24 protein-coding genes are annotated in these 26,354 nt (G+C 66.0%); 12 read left to right on the plus strand and 12 right to left on the minus strand.

What is annotated here, in order from left to right; all coding sequences use genetic code 11:
- Nucleotides 1–75: 75 nt before the first annotated feature.
- Complete coding sequence (locus AC1C2O_RS12230; RefSeq protein ID WP_495430710.1) at nt 76–2,178, minus strand: S1 family peptidase; 2,103 nt, start codon at nt 2,176–2,178, stop codon at nt 76–78.
- Between the two features lie 308 nt (nt 2,179–2,486).
- On the opposite strand from AC1C2O_RS12230, the gene AC1C2O_RS12235 reads away from it, so the two are divergent.
- Both AC1C2O_RS12235 and AC1C2O_RS12240 read left to right on the plus strand, forming a co-directional pair.
- Nucleotides 2,487–2,906 carry an META domain-containing protein gene (locus tag AC1C2O_RS12235; RefSeq protein ID WP_495430711.1) on the plus strand — a complete coding sequence of 140 codons (420 nt, stop codon included), beginning with the start codon at nt 2,487–2,489 and terminating at the stop codon, nt 2,904–2,906.
- A 167-nt stretch (nt 2,907–3,073) separates the two neighbouring features.
- The gene (locus tag AC1C2O_RS12240; protein WP_495430712.1) at nt 3,074–3,865 is read left to right on the plus strand and encodes a hypothetical protein; all 792 of its coding nucleotides are present in this window, start codon (nt 3,074–3,076) and stop codon (nt 3,863–3,865) included.
- 24 nt (nt 3,866–3,889) lie between these two features.
- Here the strand turns inward: AC1C2O_RS12240 and AC1C2O_RS12245 are convergent, their stop codons facing one another.
- The 5 genes from AC1C2O_RS12245 to AC1C2O_RS12265 form a co-directional block, all read right to left on the minus strand.
- The gene (locus AC1C2O_RS12245; RefSeq protein WP_495430713.1) at nt 3,890–5,341 is read right to left on the minus strand and encodes a lipase maturation factor family protein; all 1,452 of its coding nucleotides are present in this window, start codon (nt 5,339–5,341) and stop codon (nt 3,890–3,892) included.
- A 126-nt stretch (nt 5,342–5,467) separates the two neighbouring features.
- Complete coding sequence (locus AC1C2O_RS12250; RefSeq protein WP_495430714.1) at nt 5,468–6,388, minus strand: glycine betaine ABC transporter substrate-binding protein; 921 nt, start codon at nt 6,386–6,388, stop codon at nt 5,468–5,470.
- 60 nt (nt 6,389–6,448) lie between these two features.
- Complete coding sequence (locus AC1C2O_RS12255) at nt 6,449–7,405, minus strand: ABC transporter permease (RefSeq protein WP_495430715.1); 957 nt, start codon at nt 7,403–7,405, stop codon at nt 6,449–6,451.
- Nucleotides 7,405–8,706, minus strand: a complete 1,302-nt coding sequence (locus AC1C2O_RS12260; RefSeq protein WP_495430716.1) for a quaternary amine ABC transporter ATP-binding protein — start codon at nt 8,704–8,706, stop codon at nt 7,405–7,407. Before AC1C2O_RS12260 ends, AC1C2O_RS12255 begins: the two co-directional genes overlap by 1 nt.
- A gap of 338 nt (nt 8,707–9,044) precedes the next feature.
- Entirely contained in the window at nt 9,045–10,178 is a 1,134-nt protein-coding gene (locus AC1C2O_RS12265) for a class I SAM-dependent methyltransferase (protein ID WP_495430717.1), read from the minus strand.
- A gap of 99 nt (nt 10,179–10,277) precedes the next feature.
- On the opposite strand from AC1C2O_RS12265, the gene AC1C2O_RS12270 reads away from it, so the two are divergent.
- The 5 genes from AC1C2O_RS12270 (at nt 10,278) to AC1C2O_RS12290 (ending at nt 14,212) form a co-directional block, all read left to right on the plus strand.
- Nucleotides 10,278–11,372 (plus strand): ABC transporter ATP-binding protein, encoded by a 1,095-nt coding sequence (locus AC1C2O_RS12270; protein ID WP_495430718.1) that lies wholly within the window; start codon nt 10,278–10,280, stop codon nt 11,370–11,372.
- Entirely contained in the window at nt 11,365–12,165 is an 801-nt protein-coding gene (locus AC1C2O_RS12275; protein ID WP_495430719.1) for an ABC transporter permease subunit, read from the plus strand. The genes AC1C2O_RS12270 and AC1C2O_RS12275 overlap by 8 nt, the downstream gene beginning before the upstream one ends.
- Before the next feature lie 83 nt (nt 12,166–12,248).
- Complete coding sequence (locus AC1C2O_RS12280; protein ID WP_495430720.1) at nt 12,249–12,635, plus strand: GntR family transcriptional regulator; 387 nt, start codon at nt 12,249–12,251, stop codon at nt 12,633–12,635.
- Nucleotides 12,632–13,528 carry an ABC transporter ATP-binding protein gene (locus AC1C2O_RS12285; protein WP_495430721.1) on the plus strand — a complete coding sequence of 299 codons (897 nt, stop codon included), beginning with the start codon at nt 12,632–12,634 and terminating at the stop codon, nt 13,526–13,528. The genes AC1C2O_RS12280 and AC1C2O_RS12285 overlap by 4 nt, the downstream gene beginning before the upstream one ends.
- Before the next feature lie 69 nt (nt 13,529–13,597).
- Complete coding sequence (locus AC1C2O_RS12290; RefSeq protein WP_495430722.1) at nt 13,598–14,212, plus strand: hypothetical protein; 615 nt, start codon at nt 13,598–13,600, stop codon at nt 14,210–14,212.
- A 192-nt stretch (nt 14,213–14,404) separates the two neighbouring features.
- On the opposite strand, the gene AC1C2O_RS12295 is transcribed toward AC1C2O_RS12290, so the two are convergent.
- Nucleotides 14,405–14,998: a winged helix-turn-helix domain-containing protein gene (locus AC1C2O_RS12295; protein ID WP_495430723.1), complete on the minus strand. Its 594-nt coding sequence runs from the start codon at nt 14,996–14,998 to the stop codon at nt 14,405–14,407.
- 75 nt (nt 14,999–15,073) lie between these two features.
- Between AC1C2O_RS12295 and AC1C2O_RS12300 the strand changes: the two genes are divergently transcribed.
- Nucleotides 15,074–16,420, plus strand: a complete 1,347-nt coding sequence (locus AC1C2O_RS12300; RefSeq protein WP_495430724.1) for an MFS transporter — start codon at nt 15,074–15,076, stop codon at nt 16,418–16,420.
- 177 nt (nt 16,421–16,597) lie between these two features.
- Here the strand turns inward: AC1C2O_RS12300 and AC1C2O_RS12305 are convergent, their stop codons facing one another.
- Complete coding sequence (locus tag AC1C2O_RS12305) at nt 16,598–16,816, minus strand: SCO4848 family membrane protein (protein WP_495430725.1); 219 nt, start codon at nt 16,814–16,816, stop codon at nt 16,598–16,600.
- A gap of 241 nt (nt 16,817–17,057) precedes the next feature.
- On the opposite strand from AC1C2O_RS12305, the gene AC1C2O_RS12310 reads away from it, so the two are divergent.
- The 4 genes from AC1C2O_RS12310 to AC1C2O_RS12325 all read left to right on the plus strand — a co-directional run bounded on the left by AC1C2O_RS12310 (nt 17,058) and on the right by AC1C2O_RS12325 (nt 22,490).
- Complete coding sequence (locus tag AC1C2O_RS12310; RefSeq protein WP_495430726.1) at nt 17,058–17,693, plus strand: RNA polymerase sigma factor; 636 nt, start codon at nt 17,058–17,060, stop codon at nt 17,691–17,693.
- Nucleotides 17,686–18,132 (plus strand): hypothetical protein, encoded by a 447-nt coding sequence (locus AC1C2O_RS12315; RefSeq protein ID WP_495430727.1) that lies wholly within the window; start codon nt 17,686–17,688, stop codon nt 18,130–18,132. Before AC1C2O_RS12310 ends, AC1C2O_RS12315 begins: the two co-directional genes overlap by 8 nt.
- Before the next feature lie 55 nt (nt 18,133–18,187).
- A complete protein-coding gene (locus AC1C2O_RS12320; RefSeq protein WP_495430728.1) occupies nt 18,188–19,768 on the plus strand; it encodes a S8 family peptidase in 1,581 nt (526 codons plus the stop codon).
- A gap of 286 nt (nt 19,769–20,054) precedes the next feature.
- Nucleotides 20,055–22,490, plus strand: coding sequence for a CHAT domain-containing protein (locus AC1C2O_RS12325; RefSeq protein WP_495430729.1), 2,436 nt, complete (start codon nt 20,055–20,057; stop codon nt 22,488–22,490).
- 314 nt (nt 22,491–22,804) lie between these two features.
- Here the strand turns inward: AC1C2O_RS12325 and AC1C2O_RS12330 are convergent, their stop codons facing one another.
- From AC1C2O_RS12330 to AC1C2O_RS12345, 4 genes are read right to left on the minus strand one after another with little or no spacing between them, the layout of a single operon-like run.
- Nucleotides 22,805–23,566: a DeoR/GlpR family DNA-binding transcription regulator gene (locus AC1C2O_RS12330; RefSeq protein ID WP_495430730.1), complete on the minus strand. Its 762-nt coding sequence runs from the start codon at nt 23,564–23,566 to the stop codon at nt 22,805–22,807.
- Nucleotides 23,563–24,429, minus strand: coding sequence for a class II fructose-bisphosphate aldolase (locus AC1C2O_RS12335; RefSeq protein WP_495430731.1), 867 nt, complete (start codon nt 24,427–24,429; stop codon nt 23,563–23,565). The genes AC1C2O_RS12330 and AC1C2O_RS12335 overlap by 4 nt, the downstream gene beginning before the upstream one ends.
- The gene (locus AC1C2O_RS12340; RefSeq protein WP_495430732.1) at nt 24,426–25,388 is read right to left on the minus strand and encodes a 1-phosphofructokinase family hexose kinase; all 963 of its coding nucleotides are present in this window, start codon (nt 25,386–25,388) and stop codon (nt 24,426–24,428) included. The genes AC1C2O_RS12335 and AC1C2O_RS12340 overlap by 4 nt, the downstream gene beginning before the upstream one ends.
- Complete coding sequence (locus tag AC1C2O_RS12345) at nt 25,385–26,290, minus strand: ROK family protein (protein WP_495430733.1); 906 nt, start codon at nt 26,288–26,290, stop codon at nt 25,385–25,387. The genes AC1C2O_RS12340 and AC1C2O_RS12345 overlap by 4 nt, the downstream gene beginning before the upstream one ends.
- Nucleotides 26,291–26,354 lie beyond the last annotated feature (64 nt).

The raw sequence follows: 26,354 nt of genomic DNA on the forward strand, positions 1-26,354 counted from the left end.
CATTTCTCCACCCGCCTGGGGTACGCAAAAGGCGGGCACCTCCGGAGAGGTACCCGCCTTTTTTGCTACTGGCTATCAGCCTTCGATCTGCTTGCGACGACGCATCGTCAAAAGCATGATGCCACCGGCGAGCAGAACCACGGCACCAGCCGAAGCGCTCAGGGGCACGATCATGTCAGAACCGGTCGCGGCAAGGTTGTCGTCGCTACCAGCGCCGCCGTCACCGGCACCGCCGCCGCCACCCGGAGCGGGGGGCGTGGTGGGCTCAGGTGCCGGAGGTGTGGTGGGTGCCGGAGCCGGCTCGACGAGCACGGAGAACGCGAGGCTCACCGGTGCCGAAGCGACACCGCCGATGCTCTGCGATACCGAAGCCGTGTACGAACCGGGCTGGAGAGCAGCATCGAAGTCGATGCTCCAGACGCCATCCGCGACCTCAGCCGTGTAGGTGCCACTCTCGGCAGCAAGCGCAGCGGTCTCAGCCGTTGCCTCTGCACCGTTGAGCTTGACCGTGACGGTTGCACCGTTGATGCCCGTTCCCGCGAGGGACTTGGGACCGTTGTCGAATGCGAACGTGCTGCCGTTGGTGAGCGACGTCACAGCAGGAGCGCCCGGGGCTACCTCGAAGGCAGACTTGGCGGCATCCGAAGTGTCGTCGTTCGCGGTCTGCACGACGCTGATGGTGTGCGCACCGTAGGAGAGCTCCAGGCCGCGGACAGCCCAGTTGCCGCCGCCATCGACGGTGACCGCATAGTCGGTTCCATCGATCGTGGCTACCAGCTCAGCGCCGGCAACGCCGGTGCCGCTGACGGTCTTGATCGTGCTGGTGCCGGTGGAACCATCGGCCGGCGACGTGATGACCGGCACCGCGGTGGGTGCGAACTTCGTGGTCAGCGTGAAGGAGGTGGTCTCCGACTTGCTGAAGCCGCTGGTCGAGGTCAGCGTGTACTTGTACTCGCCGGGCTTGCTGGGAGCCTTGAAGGAGAACTCACCGTTCTCGAGCGTTGGGTTAAACGTGTCGCCGACGCCGGAGACCTTGAGGGACTTGGCACCAGGTGCTGTACCCGTCACCGTCGAGCCGACCAGAACGGTGGAACCGTTGGCAGGAGCGGTCACCTTGGGGGCGTCGATGTCGAGTGCGACCGTGTAACCACCGGTGTGATCCAGAGTGTGCACAAGTGCGCTCGTCCAGCTTTTCTCGCTGTTGCCGCCACTGACGACGCCAACAGCCTTGGTGCCCTGGAAGACAGCGCCACCCGAATCACCCGGTTCGACAAGAACGGAGCTTTCGAAGCCGCGAACCCAAATGTCAGATACCTCGGCCCAACCGTCGATGATGTGGTCGGGAGTGATCTCGCCACTCGTGATACCCGTCGTGCGACCGCTCTTCTGGATCGCGCCAACGGTCGGTGCTCCGACGCTCTTGACCGAGGTCGTGCTCTTTGCGAGCGAACCGAGGTCATCGGTTGCGGTCGACCAGTCGGTAATCTTCGGAAGAAGGTTAAATTCGCCCGCTTTGTTGATGTCGATCACCCCGATATCGATCGAGTTCGGGTCGTTGCTGGCACCGGCGGAGCCGTCGGACCCACCGTACTGAGTGAAGCCAAACTCACCGAACAGTATCGGGGCAGCCGGTGTGATGAAGCCGGGACCTCCCACAGCAGGATCTTTTGAGGGAACCGAAAGTGTTGTTTGGACAATCTTCTCGCCCGTATCGCTGTATGCGCAGTGGCCAGCGGTGATGACTGCAGGGTCGCCATCCGGTGAGAAGCCGTTGAAGCCGATCGAGCAGGCGTACAGCATGTCCTCGACCGAAGGGTCTCGTCCGAGGTAGCCCTGACCGGCAACGACGTTGGTCGAGGCGGAAGTCGTGAAGGCACCGTCGGTCGGGACAATCTTCGCGCCGGTGATGTCTGCCGCCTCAGTGAAAACCCTGAGAGCTTTCTCATCAGCGACAGCCTCTTTGTCCACGATGACGACGTTCTTGCCCTCGGCGTTCACGCCGAACGCGACGACGTTAGCGGCGGTCGCGGCCTGTGCGACGCTGGCTTCAAGCGGAGCGTCCTGGCTGGTCGTCAGGGTGTCGTCGTCCGCGGTGCCTGCGTACGCAGGTGTTGCGAAGAAAAGCCCCCCAAGGGCAATTGTCGTGGCCGCGGTCAATGCCAGCGGACGACTCACCATCCCTCTGTTCTTCATAAAGTCGATGTCCTTGCTCTGTATCGAATAATGGTCTGGAAGCTACGAATAGCTATCTCCATCGCCCGTTCTAATGACGACTGACGCCACCACGCAAGCGAGTTTCGGGGATCTGCGCCCGGCGAACGGTCACAGAAACCTCAGTAAGACTACCCAGCGAACTCCCAGACGCCAACCCTGCGCGACATCTTTTCCCGAGATGACGACCGTTTATTCCCGTTTTCTGCGCCAGATCGCTAACGATGGGTACTTCTCCCCATGTTCTCCAGGATGCACGCATTAGCATGACCTGCATGCGCACTCGAACCTCCAGGATTCTCACGCTCGCCGCGATGGCGGGCGCCCTCACAATGCTCGCAACCGGATGCTCGACAGGTACCGAGCCGGGATCAGCGCCGACCTCATCCGCCGAACCGGATCCGATCGTGGTCGCCGAGTTGGTCGGAGTGTGGGGCGAGGATGCCTCAGGTCAGCCCTACCTGGAATTCACCGAGGACGGCAAGGTGAGCGGTAGCGACGGATGCAACCGCCTCTCCAGCACGTATACGGCCGACGACGACCACATCGAGCTTGCCGAGTTTTTCAGCACCCTCAAGGCCTGCGAGGGCGTCGATAGCTGGCTGAACGGCGTGCGTGCCGTAGAAATCAGCGGCGATGTTCTTCAGGTGATGGATGCCTCCGGCGAGAAGATCGGCGAACTAGCCCGCGCCTAATAGAGGTGTATGGGCCGGATCCGCGCTGCATCCGCATCCGCAGATCGCACCGGCCATGGCAGGTCACGCCTGAGCAAGTCACGCGGAAAGTCGGTGATGATCATACGGGCCAGGCGAGCCGAGGATGCTTCGATGCCGACGCGTCGCCGCAGTAAGCTGAACCCATCATGGAACCGCTCTTCGAATGGCTCAGCCACGTGCCCTGGTGGGTCATCTTCCCCATCCTGGCGATGGCCGGCGGCGCCGCGAAGGCGTGGGAGCAGGGCGCGAAGCACCGGCATGAGCGCAAGCTCGAGACGCTGCGTATGAAGGGCGAGCTCAAGGCCGCCCAGCTCGCTGCACGCGGGAATGCAGCACCGATAGCGAACGCGCAGCAGATTGCCTCGGACGCAACGCTGCCCTCGAACCAGCTGCTTGAGCGACTGTTCGCCGAGCACGACGAGATCAGCGCGCGCTGGCTCGACTACGAGCTCGACGTCGCGAAGCTCATCGCCTTCCCCGCCATGAGCGACGGTCGCCAGCCACTGACTGCCGCGTTCCTACGCGCAAGGAAGACCGCCGACGCTCTGCGTCCGGCATCCACCGAGACGAAGGTCAGCGAGCAGCGGGTCACCGAATATCTGGATGCCGTCGGCAACTACGCCGTCGCATTCGAGATCGCCGAGAAGGATGCCAGGCGCCTACGCGATTCCACGTTCACCGAGCCCGAGCGCAAGAAGCTCGACCGTGCGCAGAAGTTGTTGAAGGTCGCTGTCGACGACTCGGCCACTCAGGCAGAGCGCAATGTGGCATACAAGCGCGTGCGTGAAGAACTGGATGGGCTCATCGTGCTCTCTGACGACGCCGTCCAGGTGCTCGAAAAGCAGGTGGCGCGGGAGCTGCCGGCAGGGCGACCCCCGGAGGCCGCGCAGACGCTCCAGCCCGAACCGCTTCGGCAGCCGAAGCACGACGCTCCGTAGCATCCGTCGGCGCAAGCGGTCGCATCACTCCCGCAGCTCCGACGCGCCCACGATCACCCGACGTCGATCCCGCACCCAGACGACGCCATCTTCTCGCCGCTCCGCCCTGCTCGCGAAGCGGTAGCGATACGACACCGCACGCACCCAGCGGGGCGGACGCCCCTCGAACGGGTCGCGCCTGAGTAGTGCGAGCGTCGGCGCATCCGCCTGCAACAACCGCGCGAGGAACGTCGTGAACCATTCATCCAATGACCGACCGAGCGGCAGGAACCACATCAGCCAGTCCAGCCGCAGATGGTACGGCGCGAACTGCCGCGGCACTCGCCGCACATCACCCGGCTTGCCCTTGAACTCGTACTCATGCCAGGTTGCGGCATCCGGATTCTCGTCGGTGGTGCCCTCGATGACGATCTCGATCCGCTCCTTCGTCACCGTGCCAAACGCACCGTAAGCGTTTGCGAGCTGCCAGTGGTTGAAGCTTGCGTTCATCAGTTGCCGCTTCGCAAAGAGGTTGCGCATCGCGGGCCAGCTGATCACGATGTAAAGGATGCCGACGGCTGAGGTGATCACGAGCCAGTACATGGGGAGCCCCGGCGATGGCGGATCGGCCTGGGGCACCCCGATCGCCGAGAACGCGATCACGATGGTCGCCCAGTTGAGCCACGCAAAGTTGCCGGTGGCGACCAGCCACAACTGCGTCGCCAGTACGATCCCGCCCGCAACCGCACCGATAGTTGCTGGCACTGGCCCTTCGATCCAGACGCCGAGGATCGGAGCGAACAGAAAGAACGGGACGACGAGCTGCGCGAAGTGGTTGCCCAACACCTCGCCCTTGTGGAACCAGCGCGGCAGCAGATGCGCCTGACGGCTCAACGGCCCTGGCATCGGCTGCGTCTCGTGGTGGTAGGTGAGGGCGGTGAGATCGCGCCACTCGCGCCCGCCGCGGATCTTGATCATGCCTGCCCCAAACTCCAGCCGGAACAGCAGCCACCACAGCAGCACGATGGTGACCGTCGGCGGCGGCTGGTCGCGCGAGCCGAGGAAGGCGGCGAGGAACCCCGCTTCCAGCAGCAGCATCTCCCACCCGAAGCCGTGGAACGTCTGGCCGATGCTCGAGATCGACATGTAGCCGAACCAGAGCAGCAGGAAACACACCATCGGCACCCACGGCGGGCCAAGCTGCGGGATGCCGGTGACGAGAACCGCCCCGATGACGATGCCCGCCCAACACAACATCACGAGACGTCGATCCGTATAGCGGATGCGGCGAAAGAGCGTGGGCCGTAGCATCCGGCCCCGAGCCTTCGACCCGGAGGCCCACGCGAGCAGGTCCGGAGCAGGGAGGAGACCTCGCTCGCCGAGTAGCGGGCGGAACTGGTTCAGCGTCGAGACGAAGGCGACGATGTAGAGAGCCGCAATGCCGCGCTGCAGCACCTCACGTGCAAAGCCGTAGTCGACAGCGGCAAAACCGTCCATTTCGTCAGGCTACGCCGCGGGGGCACCACGCATGGGCGGAGAAAACAGCGATGGGCGGAGCTTTCAGCTTGAAAGCTCCGCCCATCGCTGCGAACTCCTCCCGACGCTGCGCCGGGAACGAGCGACTTACTCGGTGACGACCCAGTCGAACTGGTCGCCGTTCTCCTCGAGCCACTTGTCGACAGCGTCGGCCTCTTGGCCTTCGCCGAACTCGTTGACGACGAGGTCTTCGAGTGCGCCGTACTGGTCATCGTCGAGCTTGATCTGCTCGACCAGCGCTGCAGCCTCGGGGAACTCCTCAGCGAAACCCTTGTGAGCAATGAAGTTCAGCGTCTCCGCCTCACCCATCGCGCCCAGCGGGTCTTCGAGGTCCTTGACGTCGTACGTGCTGTTGGCCCAGAACGGACGCCACAGCGTCACAACGACGTCTTCTTCGTTGTCGATGGCCTCGCCGAGAACGGTGAGCATCGCAGCAGTCGAAGAGGTCTCGAGCGTGTACTCGTCGTCCAGCTCGTAAGCCGGCATCATCGAGTCCTGGGTCATGGCCGTCAGGCCTGCACCCGGCTCGATGCCGATGATCTTGCCGTCGAAGCGGTCGCCTGCACCCTTGAGGTCTTCGATCGAGTCGATGTCCATGTAGCTGGGCACGGCGATCGTGAGCTTGGCGTTCTCGTAGTAGGCGCCAAGGTCTTCGAGGTCGTCGCCGTACGTCTTCATGTACTCGGCGTGCGTGACCTCAGGCCATGCCGACGGGAACAGGTCAACGTCACCCTGCGCGAGACCGGTGTAGAGCGGGCCTGCTTCGGTGAGCGTCTCCAACTCGACGGTGTAGCCGATCTTCTCGAGCTGGTCCTGGACCAGGTACGCCATGCTCAGGCCATCCGACCAAGAGGGGATGAAGCCGAGCGTGATGGTGCCCTTGTCGGCGCTGTCGCCGTCCGAGCCTGCGTTACCCGAGTCTGTCGGGGTGCCCGCGCAACCTGCGAGGGCGAGGGATGCTACGGCTCCGAGAGCCACGATGGCTGTGATGTGCCGGTACTTCTTCATGGTGCTTCCTTTCGTATGTTCTGCTGCGTTACGTATGGGTAGGGGTTAGTGCGTGGGTGATCAGATGCCCGCGATAGGGGCGCGGTGGGGTGATGCCTTCGCTCGTTCGGCCTCGGCCGCGGCATCCGCTGCCTCGTCATGACGTTCCGCCTGGCGACGCGAGAGGATGCCGAAAAGCGAAGAGCGGAACTGGCCCGGCGTGCCGAGCGCCGCGGTGACGCGGTCGAGGAAGACGGCGATCAGCACGACGCCGAGGCCTGCCTCGACGCCCTTGCCGATATTGACGGTCGAGATGGCCTGGACGACCATCTTTCCGAGGCCGTCCGCGCCGGCCATACCTGCGATGACAGCCATCGACAGGGCGAGCATGATGACCTGGTTGACGCCGGCCATGATGGTCGGCATCGCGAGCGGAAGCTGGATGCCTCGCAGAATCTGCGATGGCGTCGCGCCGAAAGCCTGACCGGCCTCGACAGTTTCGGAATCCACACCGCGGATGCCGAGCTCGGTGAGCCGCACGCCAGGAGGCAGCGCGAAGATCACGGTTGCGACGAGCCCAGGCACGACACCGATGCTGAAGAACACGATCGCGGGAATCAGGTACACGAACGCAGGCATCGTCTGCATGAAGTCGAGCACGGGCTTGAGGATCGATCGCACCGTGTCATTGCGCGCCGACCAGATGCCCAGCGGGATTGCGATCATCACGGCGACGACCGCCGAGACGAGCACGAGCGAGAGCGTCTGCATCGCAGGCTCCCACAGGTCCATACCGATGATGAGCACAAACGAGATCACGGTGCCAACGGCCATCTGCCACGAACGCACGAACCACGCGATGAGCGCGAAGATGGCGATCAACACAGGGAACGGCGTGGCGAGGAGAGTGTCGCTGAGGCCGTTGACGAAGAACTTTACGACGACCGCGATGAAGTCGAGAAGGCCCTCGAGATTGTCCTTCACCCAGTCAACGACGGTCGCGACCCACTCACCGAGGGGAATACGGAACCCATCCATCAGCGCACCTCCCCTTCGATTGCGGTGCCTCCGGCGACGGCATCCTCTGCCGCCTCCAGAACTGCATCGATCTCGGCCTGCGGCACCGGCAGGTGCGGCAGCGTGATCTCCTCGGTCGCATTGAGCCCAGGACCAAGGGCCGCGAGCAGCGTGACGCGGGGGATGACGCCGGTCAGGCGCCCCTCAGCGTCCAGCACCGCGAGCGGCAGCTGCGACTCGACGGCAGGAACGAACAGGTTCATCAGAATCTCGTCCTCGGAGACGCTCTGCGGCACGGGCTTCAGGATCGACGTCAGCGACATCTCGCCCTTGCGGACGAGCTTGATGGCGTCGCGGTCGGTCACCATGCCGATCAGCTTGCGGTCGCGGCCGGTAACGTACGCGGCCGACATGTAAGTGTCGCGCATTTGGCGCAGCGCCGTCCGTGGGCCGGCATTTTCGGCGACAATCGGTCGCGGACGCTCCATAACGTTGGATGCCGTGAGCACGCGAGCGCGGTCGACATCCTGCACGAACTGCTCGACATAGTCGTTGGCAGGGTCGGTGAGGATGTCCTCCGGTGTTCCGATCTGCACGATGCGTCCGTCACGCATGACCGCGATCCGGTCGCCGAGGAACATCGCCTCGTTGAGATCGTGCGTGATGAAGACGATGGTCTTCTGCAGTTTGGCCTGCAGTTCGACCAGCTGCTCCTGCATTTCGCGGCGGATGAGCGGGTCGAGAGCGCTGAACGCCTCGTCCATGAGCAGAATGTCGGTGTCTGCGGCGAGCGCACGGGCAATGCCGACGCGCTGCTGCATTCCACCGGAGAGTTGAGAGGGCAGTTTGTCGCCCCAGCCGGTGAGACCGACCATGTCGATCACTTCTTCTGCCTTCGCCAGACGCTCAGCCTTACTGACGCCCTTCAGCTCCAGCGGGTAGGCGACGTTCGCGGCGACCGTGCGGTGCGGCAGCAGGGCGAAGTGCTGGAACACCATCGACACGTTCTCGCGGCGGATCTCGCGCAGTCGCGCTGCCGGGATGCCGGTGATCTGGTCCCCGCCGATGGTGACGGTGCCGTCGGTGATCTCATGCAGCCCATTGAGCATGCGGATGATGGTGGACTTGCCAGACCCTGACAGGCCCATGATGACAAAGATCTCGCCTCGGTTGACGGTGAAGCTGGCGTCTATGACGGCAGCGGTTCCAGCATCCAGAATGTCATCTCGTCCCTCGCCTGCTTTCAGGCGACGGACGGCTTGGTTCGGATTCTTTCCGAACACTTTGTAAAGATTGCGCGCGACAAGTGCGGCTTCGGTCACGATTCCCCCGATGGCTCACCCGCATTTCGGGTGCTCGATGAGCCCGTCTCGGTTACGCCCGGGTGATACTCGAGGCCGTTTCGACATTCATAACGCTGGCGGCACTAACGGTGGATTCGGCTCCACCATAGGAGCATCGACCGTACGTCCACGCCTCTTCGCAGCACAGCTCATCGAAAGAAGGACGTGTCCGCGGACTGGTCATAAGGCCAAATGGCCTACATTTCAACGTAACAAAATGGCCGATCAGAGGCAAATCTCACTCGGCGCAGGCACGCGATTTTTGGTGTGTGAACGGGGGATTTGTCTAATGTCGACAATCTGCGGCCTGGACAGAATTACCGCTTCACACTGCGCGTGACTGTGAATTTCGCCGTGCGGTGCACCTGTTCGGTCGGCCCGATCAGACGGGTCAATTCGGGCTTGTAGGTGAGGCTCGAGTTGAAGACCGTGAGCAGCTCGCCGCCGGGGCGCAGAAGTCGGGCGGCGGCGTCGAACAGCCTGGTTGCGGCGCCGGTGTGCACGCTCGCGCCGAGGTGGAACGGCGGGTTCAGCAGGATCAGGTCGGCACTCGCGTCGGGGAGCTCGGCGCCGGCATCGTCGTGAGTCACGGTGACTCGATCCGCGACGCCGTTGGCGATCATCGTCCCGCGGGCGGATGCTGCCGAAGCCGCCGAGCGGTCGGTCGCAGTAACTCGGGCATCGGGGTGGTGCAGCGCGTAGTAGGCGGCGAGCGCGCCGGTGCCGCAACCGAGGTCGATGACGCTCTCGGCGCCGACCTCGGTTGACTCGGCCAGCACCTCCAGCAGCACGCGCGTGCCGATGTCGATGCGGTTGGCGGCGAATGCCCCGCCGTGTGCGACAAGCGTGAGCCCGAACTCCGGATGCGTCGCGCGCTGCGGGTAGGGCGGCTCTTCCGACACGGGCCGCGGCCCGGTCGCCACGATCAGCCGCGACTTCCGCTCTGAGCGCTGCGCCTGCACGGTGTCGAAGTTCCGCCCGAGCACCTCGTTCTGCGAGAGGGTCATGTGTTTGACGCGCCCGCCAGCGACGAGTGTCACGTCCGACGCGGCCCAGCGGGCGACGGCATCCGCAATCTCTTCCAACTCGGCGAGCGCCTTCGGCAGCTGCAGCAGTACGAGTCGGGCACCGATGAGGAGTGATTCGTCGAGCTCGCGTGGCTCGAACCCCGTCAGCTCGAGCGTCTGCGCGTTGTTCGCCAGCGCGTGGCGCCCGGTGGCGGAATCCTGATGCACGCGCACACCCGCGAGCCCTGCATCCGTCAACGCCAGCGTGATGGCGCCATACTCATCACCGACCACTGCGATCTCGGAACCCGCGAGGCCGCGTTCTTCGACCAGCGCGAGCGCGTGCTCGACGAGGAGCAGATCGGTCGCGTCGTGGGCTTGGAGGTTGTCGGCTTCGACGTCGGGAAAGCGACGAAGGCGGTTATAGGAGAAGTCGGGCACCATCCCAATTTACGCGGAATGTGTGACCCGCTACCGCACGGCTCGCGCCAGGCCTAGTGTGCTGTACAGCGGCGGCATCACACCGGGAAAGGGGCGAACGCCATGAGCGCGGCGATCGACATCAGCCAGCTGCACAAGAAGTTCGGGCAGCACACCGCTCTGCACAGCATCGACCTGCGCGTGGAGACCGGCACGGTGTTCGGACTGATCGGCCCGAACGGTGCCGGCAAGACCACGACGCTGCGCACTCTGGTGGATGTCATCCGCCCCACGTCGGGCGAAACCAGGGTGCTCGGCGAGAGCCCACGGGCAGGCGGAGCTGCGCTGCGGCGCCGGATCGGCTACGTGCCAGGAGAGCTCCGGCTGGACGGGCGCGTCACGGGACTCCGCCTGCTCGCGTTCTACGCAGAGGTGTCTGGGCCGGTCACAGCGGGCGCTACCCATGAGCTCGCCGACCGCCTCGGCGTCGACCTCTCCCGTCCCGTGCACACACTCTCCAAGGGAAACAAGCAGAAGCTCGGACTGATTCAGGCGTTCATGCATCGACCAGAGCTGCTCATCCTCGACGAGCCGACCAGCGGCCTCGACCCTCTCGTTCAGCGCGAGTTCCTGCAGATGGTGCGGGAGGCGCGTGATGCTGGGCAGACAGTGCTGCTCAGTTCGCACGTGCTCAGCGAGATCCAGCAGATCGCCGATGAGGTCGCCGTGTTGAGCGACGGCCGCATCGTGGCCGAGGGAGATGTCGCCTCGCTCAGGCTCGGATCGATCCGCCGAGTGCGCGCAAGGATCTCAACAGCGGATGCCGCGGCCACCCGCGCCCGGCTCACGAAGCTTCCCGGATTCGCAGGTCTCGAAATCAGCGATGAGAACGGTGGCCTCCGCATCACCGGAACCGTCGACGGCGCGATCGACCCGTTCGTGAAGGCGCTGGCCCCGTTCGAGGTCAACGACCTCACAGTGGAGGAGCCTGATCTCGAGGAGTCGGTGCTGAGGCTGTACGGGGCGGGTGTGGGCTCGGCGGCGGCGGCGTCCAGGCCCTCTGCGACAGCGTCGCCCCCTGGTGCCGCCGAAGCTCCCATGAAACAACGCAGCCAATCAGGGGCGTCGGCGCCACCGAGGGGCGCCGATGCGGGGCAGGTCGGCAAGGACGAGACGCGGGCATCGCGGCGGGGTCGGCGCGGAGGCCATCGTGCGTAGTGTCCTGCCGGTGTTCCGTCGCAGTATCCGCGAATCCTGGCGCAGCACGGCCGGCTGGAGCGTCGGCGTCGCCGCCATCCTGTTCCTCTACCTGCCGCTGTACCCCAGTTTCGGCGCCGACGGGCAATTGCAGGGCATCATCGACTCGATGCCGAAGGAGCTGGTGGACACCCTCGGCTACGACCAGATCTCCACCGGCGCCGGGTACGCGCAGAGCACCTTCTTCGGCCTGACGGGGTTCCTCCTGCTCACGATCGCGGCCGTGATGTGGGGCTCCGCCGCGGTCGCCGGCGCCGAGGAGAGCGGGCGCCTCGAACTCGACCTCGCGCACGGCATCGGACGAGTGCAATACGTGCTCGAGTCGGCATTGTCGGTTCTTGTCAGGATGCTCTGGCTCGGCGTCTTCGCGGGCGTCATCGTGTGGGCCCTGAATAGTCCAGCCGAATTGGGCATCTACCCGCCCCACATCATCGGCGCGAGCGCCGCGCTCGTCGGACTCGCCTTCCTCAGCGCCTCTGCGGGGCTTCTCGCCGGAGCTCTGACTGGCCGCAAGGCGTGGGCGTCCGGCGTCGGCGCTGGCATCGCCGTTCTCGGATACATCTTCCAGGCCGTCGCGAAGCAGTCGGACGATCTCGAGTGGCTGAACATCCTCTCCCCCTACGCCTGGGTGTACCACCAGTCGCCGCTGCTCGATGGCGTGCATTTCGGTGGCCTCGCGGTGACCTGGGGTCTTGCGCTGCTGTGCGCCGCAGCATCCGCCGTCGTTCTGCAGCGACGCGACATCGCCGGCTGAATCCGCGCGACGGGGGTTGACATCCTTCTGGGTTCTATGGTTAGTTAGTCGAGTAAGTAACCAACTGACCAACCGGAGGCATCGTGATCGAAGAAGGCAAGCCGCTCTTCATCCAGATCGCCGAGCAGATCGAGGACTCGATCCTTGACGGCTCACTCGCGGAAGAATCCCAGGCGCCGTCAACGAATGAACTCGCCGCCTTCTACCGCATCAACCCCGCCACCGCAGCCAAGGGAGTAGCCATGCTCGCCGACAAGGCAGTGCTGTACAAACGTCGTGGAATCGGCATGTTCGTCGCCACCGGAGCACGCGAGCTGCTGCTCGGCGAGCGCCGTGCGGCCTTCGCTGACCGTTACCTCGATCCGCTCCTCGCCGAAGCCCGCACGCTGGGCCTCGGCGCCGAGGACCTCGCAACCATGCTGCGCGAACGCGCCGCAGCATCCACAACCTCCGAAGGGAACCCCGTATGACCGCCGTCGTCGAGGTGCAAAACCTCACCAAGCGCTACAAGGACAAGCGCGCGCTCGACAATGTGTCTCTCAGCATTGAGGGTGGACACATTTATGGTCTGCTCGGCCGCAACGGCGCCGGCAAGACCACTCTGATGTCGATCCTCACTGCTCAGAACTTCGCGTCCTCCGGCACCGTGAAGGTGTTCGGCGAGCATCCCTACGAGAACGCGCATGTGCTCTCGCGGGTCTGCTTCGTCAGGGAGAGCCAGAAGTACCCGGATGACGCGACGCCTCGCCACGCATTCAAGGCTGCGAGCCTGTTCTTCGCGAACTGGGACCAGGAGTTCGCCGAGCAGCTGATCAAGGACTTCCAGCTGCCGATGAAGCAGACGATTAAGAAGCTCTCCCGCGGGCAGCTCTCCGCCGTCGGCGTGATCATCGGTCTCGCCTCGCGCGCCGACCTCACCTTCTTCGACGAGCCGTACCTTGGCCTCGACGCCGTCGCACGGCAGATCTTCTACGACCGACTCGTCGAGGACTACTCCGAGCACCCGCGCACGATCATCCTGTCGTCCCACCTGATCGACGAGGTCTCCAACCTCATCGAGCGGGTCATCGTGATCGACGACGGGCAGATCCTCCTGAACGAGGAGACGGATGCCGTGCGCGACCGCGCCGTCACGGTCGTGGGCGATGCCGCCAAAGTCGACGCCTGGATCTCCGGGCGCGAGGTCCTGCACCGCGAATCGCTGGGACGCGTGGCATCTGTCACGGTGCTCGGCAAACTATCCGCCGCCGAACGCGCAGAAATCACGGCCGATGGGCTCGACGTCGCACCGGTGTCACTCCAGCAACTAATCGTGCGTCTCACGCAGAAAGCGGCGAGCGCGAAGACCGGGGAGGTTGGCTAATGCTTCGTACTGAAGGTCGTCCGTCTGCAGCTCATCAACAAGCAGACCTACATCTGGGTTCCACTGATCGTGTTGGGCGGCGCCCTGCTCGTCTCGCTTCTCATCTACGCGATGATCCCGGGCGACGGGCCGAAGTACGGCGGTGGCAGCCAGGCACCGCTGTGGGTCTTCCTGTTCGTGGGGATCCAGGCCCTCACCATGGTCTTCCCGTTCTCGCAGGCGATGAGCATCACCCGGCGGGACTTCTATCTGGGCACGCTGATCACTGCGGTGATGACCAGCGCCATCCTCGGCGTGATCTTCATCCTCGGGGGCCTGTTCGAGCTGTGGACGAACGGCTGGGGCATCAACGGCTACTTCTTCCGCCTGCCCTGGGTGTGGGAGTCCGGCCCGATCGGCGCGGGATTCGTCTACTTCACTCTCACCCTGTTCATCTTCATCATCGGCTTCACGTGCGCCACGGTCTACAAGAGCTGGGGGCCGATCGTCCTCACGATCGCCAGCTTCGCGCTGCTGCTGATTCTCGTCGGACTCGTGTTCCTGGTCACTCGACTGGAGCTGTGGGGGAACGTCTGGATCGGCATCCTCGATCTCGGCGCGCTGGGACTCGCTCTATGGGGCATGGTCGCGATCGTGGTTCTCGCCGGGATCTCGTTCCTCGCCTTCCGCCGCGCGATTCCGTAGGTCACTCGTTGCGTTGGACGCCCGTCTCCACCACCCGGTGGGGCGGGCGTTCTGCGTCATGCGGGGCAGCGGCCGTTCATAACTCCGCAGAATCGGGGACGAATCGACCGCGTGGGGCCATATTCACGTCAGCACTCGTCGAATCTGAGGAGTTATGAACCGTGCAGCACCCAGACAGCACCAGGCCCGGCGTCAGATCGTGTCGTCGGCGGCGAGCACGTCGAGGCTCCAGCTCCGGGCGTCGGGATCGTCGGGGTCGTGGGCGTCCTCAATCTCCTTGATGACCTCGTGGATCCGCCGCTCGATCGTGCTGAATTCCGCCTCGGTCAGCCGCAGACTGCGCTGCGAGAAGGTGCCGTGCACCTCCGGGTTGCGACCGGAAACGTACTCCGGCGCCCAGGCCAACACGCGCCGCATCATGTCGATGTGATCCTCGGCGAGAGCGCTCATCAGCGCGCCCCCGAGTACTTCATCGGCGATCGGATGCTCCGGAGACCCGATGTTCCACGCACCTTCCACCGCCACCCACACCCGGTCACGCTTATCGCGGGCATGCTCAGGCGCCTCTTCGATGAGTCCGGCACGTGCAAGCACGCGCAGGTGGAAGCTGACGCTGTTGGCCGGGATGCCCAGATCGGCCGCGATGTCGGCGGCGCGAGCGTGACCACGGCCGGCGACCGCCTTGACGATACGGCGACGCAGCGGATGGGCATACGCCTTCATCATCGCCGTGGTCGCCGTCTTCGCGTCGGGATGAATGTCCGCGCGGGGAGTGTCATCCGTCATGCCCCGAGTCTATCCACAAGAGAAGTTGCGCAATAGATGTTGCGCAACTTCCATTGCGGATTTACACTCGACGATATGAACACCGCGATCGCCACTCATCGGCTGACCCGCAACGTCCGCTACATCACCTGGCTGATCAGCGACACCGCCAAGGGGCTCGCCGGCGCGCTGTTCGGATTCGCGATCCCGCTGATCGCGCTGTTCATCACGAATGACCCGGCCCAGGCCGGCATCATCAGCGCCGTCGGCATGACGATCCGCGCCGTCACGACGGTGTTCGGCGGTGTTCTCGCTGACCGTCATCGCCGCATCACCATGATGGTGCTCGGTTCATTCGTCGGAGTGGTGCTCGCCGGGGCGTTCACGGTTCTCGCGCTCGGCGATGCCCTTACCTTCGTCACGCTACTGATCATGGACGTGCTGCTCGCGGCGCGCGCCGGAATCTTCGACGTCGCCGGCGAGAGTGCGCTGAAGGAGATCGTCCCGGACAGTGCGATGGGCAGAGCTCAGGCCGCCAACCAGGGGCGCGATGCCATGCTCCAACTTGCCGGCGGCCCCCTCGGCGGCGCGCTGCTCGCGGCGGGCGCATGGGTGATCGGCGCCGCAATGGCCGCGTGTCACGTCGTCGCGATGGTGACGGCCTGGATGCTGCAGCGCTCGGCTCGGCCGGCCGGGTCGAGCGCCCCTGACACAGATGATCTGAGTTTCGCCACCGAAGGGACGGATGCCACGGCATCCGGTGTCGGAATGTCAGCCGCCGCACGCACCGTCGCCAAGCCGAATGCGCTGCGCGAGATGACCGAGGGATTCCGCTGGCTGTTCTCCCGCCCCGACCTGCGCGGCGTGCTGTTCGTCGCGACCGTCGTCAACCTCGGCTTCAGCACAGCGCTGACCTGCGTGATCTACGCACTGCAGCAGGCTGGGCACTCCACGATCACGATCGGGCTGCTCTCCACCGGAGCCGGAGCGGCCATGCTCGTCGGCGCGCTCATCGCACCCTTGCTGGTGTCGCGGGTGCGGGCCAGCGTGATTATCATCGGCGGCTTGGCCGTGTCGGTGATCGGCGTGTTCGGGATGATCCCGGTGCACGAACCCGTGGCGCTGACCGTCGTTCTCGGCGTGACAGTGTTCTTCATTCCTGCGGTGAACGCCGCCCTGATGGGGTACTTCATGGTCGCGACACCTACCGAACTGCTCGGTCGCGCCAACAGTGCCGCCGGAGTGCTCGGCATGGGCGCGATGCCGTTCGCGCCGCTGATCGCCGGGTTCGGTCTCGCGGCGATCGGACGCGAGAACACCCTCATCGTGGCATCCGTCCTGTGCGCGATCTCCGTGCTGATGGCGATCGTCAACCGCGGCTTGCGCGCCCTCCCCGCTGAGGCCGGCTGGTCTGCCCACGCTCGTCAGTTCGAGGGGCGCTGACCCGGGCACCGTCACTGTGACGCCCCGGTCACCGTGTCCGACGCCCCGGGTTACCGTCACTCGACGCCCCGGGTTGCCGCCCACACCCCGTCGTGCTGACGTCGCCAAGACGGGGCCTCGGAATCCCGACGGGGCTCGGCGTCCCGACAGCTGCCCGTGCGGCAGAGAGACCGCGTCCTACAGCGCGCCGGCGAGAGCGGCAATGCCGGCGATCACCGACACGACGGCGATCACCAGCGCGAGCGCGATGAGAATCGCGTGCACTTTGAGGAACGTCGTCGCCTTGCCCTCGGCATCCCGAGCACGCGGATCGTTCGCGACTCGCTTGTAGAACCGCGGCCACACGATGACGTTGAAGGCGGCGTTAATGAACAGGAGCACGGCGAGAGTTGTCACCTCTCTACGGTATTGCCTCGGCATCCGGCATCCGGCATCCCGCATCCCGCATCCCGCATCCCGCATCCATGTGTGCGCTTCACTCGGAGATGTACCGGAAACTCGGAGAGAATCTGAGAATTCCTCCGAGCGGAGCGCACTTCTCCGAGCCGGGCGCAAGCATCGCCCGCAACAACGCGCGCCAGGAATGTATCAGGAACCACTTGCCCTGCTCCTGGTAGATGTGAGCACAATGATCATCATGACCGACGCCTCCCCTGGGGGCGCCGTCAGTGATGGATCAGCGCGCTGGGAACGTGCCGCCGATTTGTTCATTGACTGGCGCTCCGGCAACGTGCGCGCCATGGACGATCTGGTGCGCCTGATGACCCCCGTCCTGTGGCACGTCGTGCGCGCCTACGGGTTGGAACGCATGCTCACCGAAGACGTCGTGCAATCCACCTGGCTCGCCCTCGTGCGCGGGCACGAGAGCATCGCCGACGCCCGCGCGGTCTCCGGCTGGCTCACCGTCACCGCCCGGCGCGAGGCCTGGCGGGTCAGCAAAAATCACAGACGAGCGGATGCCACGGCAGACGAGCTCCTCGAACCCATGCTGCCGCCACAGGAGTCCACCGAGGCTGAGGTCGCGGCATCCGATGAGTCCCGTCGACTGTGGACTGCCGTCGGCACGCTCGACGACCGCTGCCGACGACTGCTGAGGGTGGTCGCATTCGATGACCGGCCGGACTACGCGCGGATCGCCGCCGACCTCGATATGCCGATCGGCAGCATCGGTCCGACACGCAAACGGTGCCTCGCGAAGCTTCGAACGGCACTGGTGCGCACAGGTTTCTCTGAAGACGGATTCTCTGAAAAAGGCGGTGGTCGTGATGGCTGACTCCGACGACCTGCTGCTCGCTCAGTTGCGCGCCGCGGCCGAAGCCATCGATCCAGTGCCGAGCGACCTCGCCGAGCGCATGATCGCGGCCGTCGCCATGGCCGACTTATCTCGCGAGTACGCACTGCTGACGCTGGTCGACAACGCCGAGGCAGCGGTGCGCGGCGACAGCGAGACGACCACTTTGCAGTTCAGTGACGGGTCGGCGAGCATCCTGCTGCACATCAGTCACACTGCGCGACGAATGCGGCGGATCGACGGCTGGGTCGACGCCGGCGCCACCGAGGTGCGCCTCACTCAAGGCGAACACGAGTGGAACATCGCACCAGATGAACAGGGCCGCTTCGCCTTCGACGACATCCCGCCTGGCCTCAGCCAGGTGCTGCTCGTCACCGGCGAAGGACACAAGGATCTACTCACTCCGCATTTCGAGGCGTGAGCACCGCCCCAGCGGGCGAGAAGCCGGGCGGTGAGCCCGCCGACGAGGGAGAGCAATGGAGCATCCAAAGGGCTGGAGCTGGCAAGACCGCGCGGAGGGGTCGATCCCCCGCGGCACGGCGCTCGACCCCAGCGTGGATCCCGTCGACGGCATCCGTGCGTATCCGACCGCGTATCTGCCAGATCGGATGCTGATCGCCGAGCACCCGGATGACGAGAACGGCGCTTACGATCGTGATCTTCTCGCGCTCAGGCAGGCCGCGGAGGCGTTCGGCTGGGAGCTGCGAGTCGAGCGGGAAGACGTCGTGCGAGCGGGGCACGGGGCAGAGATGCTGCCGGGCATCCCGGGGCTCCGCCGCATCGTGCTGCGTACTCCAGACCTACCGGTTGATGGAGAGTCACCGGTGGCACCGGATGCCTGGCGGGTGCTGCAGCGCGCACGCCGGATCGTCGGAGGCCCGATGCCGAGGGCCGGGCTCGAGCACATGCTGGCGATCGATCCGGTGGGGCTGAATCCGTTCACCCGCACGAACCCGTTCACCAGGACGAACCCGTTCACGCGCACGAACCCGGTGCGCGGAGCGGGGGCGGTCGGCAGTGATGACTACCTCGAGCCCGGACGCGGTGGCCGCCAGCCCCTCGCCTGGGTCGGTGCAGCGCCGGTGCGCGGCGCCGATCCTCTAAAAGGGCGACGAGCGGTCGTGGCGGTGCTCGACACCGGATGCGGCGTGCATGAGTGGCTACCGGATTCGATCGTGACACGGCAGGTCATGCTCGACGGCGTGCCGATCGGGTTGACCGGCAACGATGACCCCGAGCGGTATCCCGATCTGTATGGGCAGTTGGACGGCGAGATCGATGCGGTGGCAGGGCACGGCACTTTCATCGCGGGTCTGGTTCGGCAGACAGCTCCGGATGCCGACATCCTTTCAGTTCGCATCGCGGGCTCTCTCGGCGTGGTCGAAGAAAGCACGTTCCTGCAAGCTCTCGCCGCCGTAGTGGAACTGCAGCGCCGATTCGTGCACGGAATCGACGGCGGGCATCCGATCGATGTGTTGAACCTGTCGCTCGGGTATTACCACGAGACTCCGGTCGACGGTCAATTCTCGCTTGTGCTGCACAGCCTGCTGTACACCGCACGATCGCTGGGCACGGTCGTGGTGTGCTCGGCAGGCAATGATGCGATCGACCGTCCGTCTTTTCCGGCATCGCTGTGGGCGTGGCCTGGTGCGGACAACGGCCTGGTCGCTGACGGCGCCGTGCCGCTCGTGTCGGTGGGCGCATTGAATCCGTCGCGGCGATCGCTGGCGCTGTTCTCGAACATCGGGCCGTGGGTTCGGGTCTACGCTCCAGGGGCGATGGTGGTCTCGACGACCCCGGCGTTCGTCGGCGGCGCGCAGGCTGCGACCAGGGCGGACGTGAATGGCCTCGAGCGACAGACGATCGACCCGGATGACTACCGTGGCGGCTTCGCCGCGTGGAGCGGCACATCGTTCGCGGCGCCCTATGTCGCGGGAAAACTCGCGGCACGGTTGGCAGGATCGATGCCGAGCGAGGGCGTCGCGCGGAAAGATGCGGTGAAGAAGGCCGTGGATGCTGTGTTGAAGGAGCTGCCGCCGGAGGTGCCGCTGGGCTGAGCCACGCGCCGGGTGGGGTCGGCGCGTGGCGGGGCCGCCTGGTGGGGCCGCCAGGCGGGGCCGCCCGCGAGGTGTCGCACATTGCCGCACGCAGCCCGTCGAACCGACGATCTGCGACCCGTCCACCATCGTGCCGAATCCCGAGGGGTCGCAGGTTGTCGGGTGCGAGCAGCTGAGGCGACCATGTGCGCCACCCGCACTGCGGGTCCCGCCCGGCGTGCCCTGCCCACAATCCGCCGAGCCTCCCGCTCTTCCCCCGGAGAGGCAGACACGGCATCCTGAAGCCATGGGGACTTCTACGCGCGCACTGTACGAACGCGGGCGTGACGCCTCAAACGCGCAGCGGTATGCCGAGGCGCGAAAGCTGCTCGCGCGTGCGGCCGCCCAGGCAGCGGATGCCGGACCCGATCTGCAGGCTCGGATCGCCGGCACCACGGCATACGTCCTCGCGCAGACCGGCGAACCAGCCCGCGCCGAGGCAATTTGTCGCGACGCCCTCGCCCTCGGCGGTGTGAGCGCAGAGACCCAGGCGATCCTCGCCGGGCAACTGGGAGTGCTGTTCACTCGCGCCGGGCGTCTTGACGAGGCAGAGGAAATGCTGACGCGAGCGATTGACGGACTCGAGTCGGTCGCCAGGGCGAACTGCCTCATGAACCGCTCACTCGTGCACATGCACCGCCGCGCGTTCGATGCCTGCACCGCAGACCTCGAGCAGGCCGTCGAGATCTATGAGGCTGCCGACGATCTGTCTGCGGCAGCCGAAGCGCGCCACAACCTCGGCTACACGGCTCTGCTGCGCGGCGACCTCGTCGTGGCGCTCGAACTCATGGAGCAGTCACGACCCGTGATCGCCGAAGAATCTCCGGTCAGCGCCGCGATGAGCGACCTCGACCGCGCCGAGGTGCTGCGCGACGCCGGCCTCGTCGATGAGGCCGAGCGCCTGCTCGAGGGTGTCGCCGCGACGTTCGGCACAGCCCGCATGCGCCAGGCCCGTGCCGAAGCCGAGTACCACCTTGCCCGCTCGCTGCTGCGGCACGATCCCCGACGGTCAGGGCAGGTCGCACGCGCGGCGGCCCGACGCTTCCGCGCCCTTCGGGCCGACAGCTGGGCCGCCCGAAGTGACGCCATCCGCCTCGATGCCCAGCTCGATGCCGGGTCCGCTCCACCTGTCGGAGAGTTCACCGCGACGGCCGCGTCCCTGGAAGCAGCTGGCTTTCCGAGTGAGGCGACGGCCGTCCATCTGAGTGCCGCACTGGCTGGCGTCCACCGTGGCGATGCACCGCTACAGCTGCCGCGCCTTCCTCAGAACGCACCGACCCCGCTGCGCCTGCGCGCCGCCGAGATACGCACGGCCCGCGCAGTCGCGGCAGGGCGCCCCGCTGAGGCACGCCGTCACGCCGCTAGCGGCCTCGATCTCCTCTCAGACTGGCAGCGTTCGTTTGGCGCACTCGACCTGCAGGCCTCACTCGCGATGCACGGCACGAATCTGGTTTTCCGCGGGCTGTCCGCCGCCGTGGAGAGCGGGGACCCAGGCATCCTGTTCGACTGGTCAGAGCGCGCCCGTCACCTCAGCCAACAGGTCGCCCCCGTCCGCCCGCCACACGATCCGCAGCTGGCCGCCGACCTCGCAGAGTTGCGGATGCTGCGCACCGAACTGTCCGGTCAGGAGTGGACAACGCATCCGCAGGTACGCGCCCTTCGTGGCCGCGTGCGCGACCGCCAGTGGTCGGCGACCGGGGCTGGCGACACCCGCCCCCGCGTCTCTCTCACCGAACTGCGCGACACTCTCGACTCTGGCACCGCCGTGCTGTCATATGTGTTCGCCGGCAGCAGCCTCAGCGTCCTCCTCACCTCAGCCGATGACAGCGCGATCGTCGCGCTCGATCTCGCCGCGGTGCAGAAGTCGTCTGCTGGCCTGCGCGCCGACCTCGACGTCTCCGCCTCCATCCGAAGCGGCCCGATGGCCCAGGTCGTCGCGCGTGCTCTCGACGACCGGATGCAGCGCCTGGATGACGCGCTCCTTGCCCCGGTACGCGCGCTTATCGGTGACCGCCGGCTGGTGCTGACGGCACCTGGCATCCTCGCCGGCATCCCGTGGGGGATGCTCCCGACGATGTCGGGGCGCGCATTCACTCTCGCGACCTCGGCGTCGCGTTGGATGCAGGAGCACGACACGACGCGCGTGCCACGGAGTGCGGGATTCGCCGCCGGCCCGCGTGTGCCTCGCGCCGGCGGCGAGGTGCGCGCCGCGGCATCCGTCTGGGAGAACGCCGCGGTTCTCGTCGGCGATGACGCGCGAGTGGATGCCGTCACCGCTCTCGCCGGTGAAGTGGATGTGCTGCACATCGCCGCCCACGGAAGGCACGCGGTCGACAACCCGCTGTTCGCGGGATTTGAGCTCGTCGACGGCACACTATTCGGCTACGACGTCGACCTGATCGCGCACGCGCCAGATACCGTCGTGCTGTCTGCGTGCGAGCTCGGACTGTCGTCGGTGCGCTGGGGAGAAGAGGCACTCGGGATGACGCGGGTGTGGTTGCACGCGGGCACCCGCAGCGTCATCGCCGCCCCAGCGGTCGTGCCGGATGACGTCGCAAGCGAGTTGCTCAGCGTCGTGCACACCGGCCTTAGCCGCGGTGATTCACCCGCCGTGGCGCTTGCCTCAGCATCCGTCGCGACCGGCCATCGCACACCGTTCCAATGCCACGGAAGCGGATTCTGAAGAATATCTCCATTCGATGTATCAGACAGCGTCTAAAGCGCTCCTGATCTTTGGAAGGTGTCACGCGGATGCTCCGGAAGGGTGGAGCACGGGAGGCGTGGTCGTTTCTGGGGATGCGCGTGGGGACGCGACGACAGACACCGACTACTCAGGAGGGTGCCGCGGAATGCCGCGGCACCCTCCGCAAGGTTGTGGACGTTCAGGGCGCTGGGGCCCGGCCCCCTCGCAGGGCGATCGTACGGATGCACGGGGACACGCCGGCGGATCGCCCTGCATCCGTGCTTCGGCCCTGCAACCGTGCAGGATCGGCGGGCTCAGGTCGCGACGACGACTTCGTACCCGGCATCGACCAGCGCCGCCGAATCAGCCGCGGCATCCGTGATGACGGTGCCGAAGAGTTCCGGCCCGCCGACGTGCGCGAAAGCAGAGTGACCGATCTTGCTCGAGTCGGCGACCACCACGGCGCGGCGCGCACGCGAGGCCATCATGCGGTTCACGGCAGCCTCGCGCTCGTCGTGCGTGCTCGCGCCGGCCTCGGCCGACAACGCGTTCACGCCGATGAAGGCGATGTCGAGTTGGATGCCGCTGAGCAGCTGCTCCACGAACGGACCCACCAACTCGTAGCTGCGGGAGTGTATGACCCCTCCGGTCACGACGACCTTGATGTCGGGTCGGGTCGCGAGCTGGGAGGCGATGTTGACGGCGTTCGTGACGACCGTGAACTCACCGAGGTCTGCGCGAGCGGCGAGCGCGGCGGCGATCGCGGTGGTGGTCGTTCCGCCGGAGAGGCCGACGACGGCGCCGGTGGTGACGAGATCGCAGGCCGCCTGGGCGATGAGCTCTTTCTCGTGCGTGCGCTGGTGACTCTTGTACCGGATGGGTAGCTCATACGCGACCGACTGCGCCACAGCGCCGCCGTGGGTACGGATGAGCAGTCGCTGCTCGGCAAGGCTGTCGAGGTCGCGGCGGATTGTCGCCGCCGACGTCTCGAAGCGCGTTCCCAGATCGTCGACGGACACCTCGCCCCGGTCCGCGAGCAGATCGAGGATCTTCGCGAGCCGCGCTGCGCGTTTCACGCCGCACCTCTGGCGGAGGTCTGATCGGAGGCGAGGGCGAACAGCCGCAGCAACCGGGCCGCCTCATCGGCAACCGCGGCGCGACCGGGCGCGACGTACTTGCGGGAATCGACCAGTCGTTCGTCCGCGGCCAGTGTCTGACGCACGGCGCGCGTGAAGAACCCGTTCAGATGTGTGGAGACGTTGATCTTCGTCATTCCGGCGCGCACACCCTGCTCGATGACATCATCCGCGACACCTGATGATCCGTGCAGCACGAGTGGCACATCGAGTGCGGCATGCAGCTGAGCGATGAGCTCGATATCGAGCGAGGCGCTGCGGTCGAGCATCGCGTGGGAGGACCCGACGGCAACCGCGAGCGCGTCGACGCCCGTTGCGGCGATAAAGGCCCGGGCCTCGGAAGGGTCGGTGCGCACGCCTGGCGCGTGGGCGCCGTCCTTGCCGCCAACCTCGCCCAGCTCACCCTCGACGTAGACGCCGACGGCGTGGGCTTTGCGCGCGACCTCTGCGGTCAGTGCGACGTTCTCGTCATACGGCAGCGCACCGCCGTCGAACATCACCGAACCGAAGCCGAGCGCGATGGCCTCGTCGACGAGCTCTGGCAGCTCGGCGTGGTCGAGGTGCACGGCAACAGGGGTCTCGGCCCGGCGCGCGACCGCGAGGGTGGCCAGAGCAATCGGCTCGAGCCCGCCGTGGTACTTCGCGCAGTTCTGTGAAATCTGCAGAATCACCGGCAGCTGCGCCTGAGCGGATGCCGCGACCAGCGCCTCGGCCGTCTCCAGGTGGATCACGTTGAACGCACCGATTCCACGGTTCTGGGCTGCGGCGTCGCGCACGAGATCGGCGGCAGAGACGAGTGTCATTCGGAGTCCTTCGAGTTTTGGATGGCAGCGACGATCAGGTCGTCTGCGAGCTCTGGGTGCTGCGGTGAGATCTCGCCGGCAAGCGGCATCAGCACGGCCGCTGCCGACCATGCGGTCGCGCGGCGCAGGATGGTCTCGGTATCTGGCATTCCCGCGACGCTATCGCGCTCACCATCATTTTCAGTGGAATCGAGCAGCGTCGCGACCGCGGCGACCGCCGCATCTCCCGCTCCGGTCGGGTTGCCGGCGAGCGGCTCCGGCAGTCGTGCGCAGAGCACTTCGTCTGCGGTGACCGCGTACATGCCCTGCGCACCGAGCGACAGCAGCACGAGCCCGGCGCCTCGACGCAGCAGCTCGCGCGCTCCATCGAGCGGATCGTCGATGCCGGTGGCCTCAGCCAGCTCTGCCCTGTTCGGCTTGAGTACGGCGACACCGGCATCCGCTGCGGCGAGCAGCAGGGGTCCAGACGTATCGACAATCACCCGGCATCCGACACCTGCGGCAATCAACTCGTCGAGCAGTCCCTCTGGGGCGCCGGGCGGGAAGCTGCCTGAGATCACCAGCACGGATGCTGCGGCAGCCTCTTCCCTCACCACCCGCACGAACTCCGCCCATTCCGAGGCGGTCAGGTTCACTCCGCGCTCATTGACGATCGTGGTGTCACCGAGCGCACGATCGACCCACGCGACGCTGCGACGAGTGTCAGCCGAGACAGGCAGCAGCCGATGCGGCACCCCGCTGCTCTCCAGCTCGCGGCGCAATTCGTCGCCGGTCGATCCGCCGACCGTGGTCAATGCGCGCACCCGGTAGCCCTCGGCATGCGCGACGCGAGCGACATTGAGGCCTTTGCCGCCAGCACGCACGGCACCGGTGTCGGCCCGGTGCGTGCCGCCTGCTTCGATGCGATCGATCTCCCACGTCATGTCGAGGGCAGGATTCGGGGTCACAGTGAGAATCACGTCAGTTCCCTTGCCCGCAGGGCAGCCCCGAGGAGTCCGGCGTTGCCCTGAAGCTCAGCGGGGATGAGCTCCGGCATCCGATGGAAGCTCAGGCGCGCGGCAAGGCGCGCGCGCAGCTCATCGAACAGTGCACCGCCGGCACGGGAAAGCCCGCCGCCGATCACGATCGCCTCCGGGGCGACCATGGCCGTCAGCTGCGCGAGCGAGAGCGTGAGAGCGTCGAGCGCCTCGTTCCAGATGCGCGCGGCGATTTCATCTCCTGCCGCGGCACGGGCGATCACGTCGCGGGCGCCATCCGGCGTGGCTCCAGTCGCCGCGGCATACCGACGGGCGATGGCTCCGGCCGAGGCGATCGTCTCGAGGCAGCCGCGGGCGCCGCATGCACATTCGGGACCATCGGCAACTGGAGAGTGCCCGATCTCACCGGCATAGCCGCTGGCGGTGTATGGCTGGCCACCGACGAGGATCGCACCGGCGATTCCGGTGCCGATGATCAGCACCACGACATCATCATGGGCGCGGGCGCCACCCAGCTCGTGCTCCGCCCAGCTGGCGGAGCGCACGTCGTGATCAAATGCAATCGGCAGTTGCAGTCGCTGTGCGGCAAGGGCGCGCAGCGGAGCGTCCCGCCAACCGAGATTGCTCGCGAAGACGCCGATTCCGGCATCCGCGTCGACGATGCCAGGTACGACGAAACCGAGCGCCTCCGGCACGACATCCGGATGCTGCATCCGCAACTCATCTGCCAGTCGAGCGATCTCCTCGATCAGTGCCGCTGCCGGGTCATCGCCCAGATCCGGGGTGGGAGTGCGGCGCAACCCGAGGGCCGTGCCATCCGCGTCGAACAGGGCCGACTTGATGTCAGTGCCGCCGACGTCGAAGGCGAGCACCGGCGCGCCCACCCCAATACCTCGCGAGGCCGCAACACCACGCCGAGACGACGCCGATTCAGCATCGTTTCGGCGT

This window comes from Microbacterium sp. Y355 (genome assembly GCF_059445345.1).